Genomic DNA, 1,295 nt, shown 5'->3' with positions numbered 1-1,295 from the left:
GTAGCCCTTCAACATCGGCAGCATGTATTAAAAACTCATTCCAGTGCCCTCCCAACTCAGCGAGGGTATTCTTGGTAATCTGAGTACGGGTCACTGTTTGCCAACGATCCGTCGCAATATTCCAACCCGATTCGGTTTTTCGGCAACTCAGATCCATCACTAAACGCTCCGCTCCCGTCTCCGCTTTTATCTTTTCAATTCTGTCAGAAGATAGCTCCCCATCTTCGAAGAGGTAAGACGTGACGATCAAATGCGACGCACCTGCTTCCAAAAACTCGCTGGCATTTTCATGATTAACGCCCCCGCCAAATTGTAAACCTTGAGGCCAGGCCGATAGTGCCTTAAGTGCTTCGTCCTTATTTCCTGGGCCTAGTGCAATAACATGCCCACCTTGTAAGTTATGCTCCTTGTATAAGGAAGCATAGTAAGCCGCATCATAAGCACTCACAAAATTAGTATCGGCACCTTGGTCATTCAAGCTACCACCAACAATTTGCTTTACTTTGCCTTGATGTAAATCGATACAGGGACGAAACTGGGTCAAAGGAGGCCTCTTTTACAGAATGAGATAAAAATAAAACTGGCGCATATTATACCCAATTAAGCGGGGTGATTCGCCCCATATTGAAGATTAATCCAGTACACCTAGGCTTGTTGCTGTGATAATCTTTGGAGCAAACCTACCTGAAGGACCTTAATTATGAAGAATTTCTCCTTACGTTTTAGCAAAGTAATTTCCTTAGTTTCACTTTTTGTACTCCTTAGCGCCTGCGCAACGGAAAGTAAGCGAGCTATTCAACCAGATCGAGTTGCCAGCTATCAAACAAACTATAGTGGTAAGAAAACAGCCATGGTAGTAGGCAATTTTAATAACCGTTCAAACTATATGCAGGGTCTATTTTCTTCTGGTGGCGATCGCCTAGGTTCGCAAGGCAAGACCATCTTAGAGACCCACCTTCAACAAACGAACAGATTCAACCTTGTTGACCGTGACGCGATGAAAGAGCTTGAGCAAGAAGCTGCCTATCGCGGTCAAAAGCAAAACATTACGGGCGCAAGATATGTCGTTTCAGGCGCAGTCTCGGAGTTTGGCCGTAAAGAAGTTGGTGACAAGCAACTATTTGGTATCTTGGGGCGCGGAAAGGAGCAAATTGCTTATGCCAAAGTTTCCATCAATATCATTGACGTAACAACCAGCCAAATAATCTATTCAACACAAGGTGCCGGAGAGTATGCACTGAGCAATCGCGAAGTCATCGGTTTCGGTGGCACAGCGGGTTATGATGCAACGCTTA

General features: G+C 45.1%; 2 protein-coding genes. One reads left to right on the top strand and one right to left on the bottom strand.

Annotated elements, in window-relative coordinates:
* A partial coding sequence (hisA, locus tag A3766_RS20495; protein ID WP_068642896.1) for a phosphoribosylformimino-5-aminoimidazole carboxamide ribotide isomerase occupies positions 1-544 on the bottom strand: 544 nt, incomplete at its 3' end.
* Between the two features lie 156 nt (positions 545-700).
* Here hisA and A3766_RS20490 point away from each other — a divergent pair.
* The coding region (locus tag A3766_RS20490) for a CsgG/HfaB family protein (RefSeq protein WP_068642894.1) at positions 701-1,295 on the top strand (595 nt) is incomplete at its 3' end.

It is taken from the genome of Oleiphilus sp. HI0132 (genome assembly GCF_001635845.1).
Note: the sequence above shows the minus strand (reverse complement) of the source record. Positions and strands in the feature narration are given on the sequence as shown.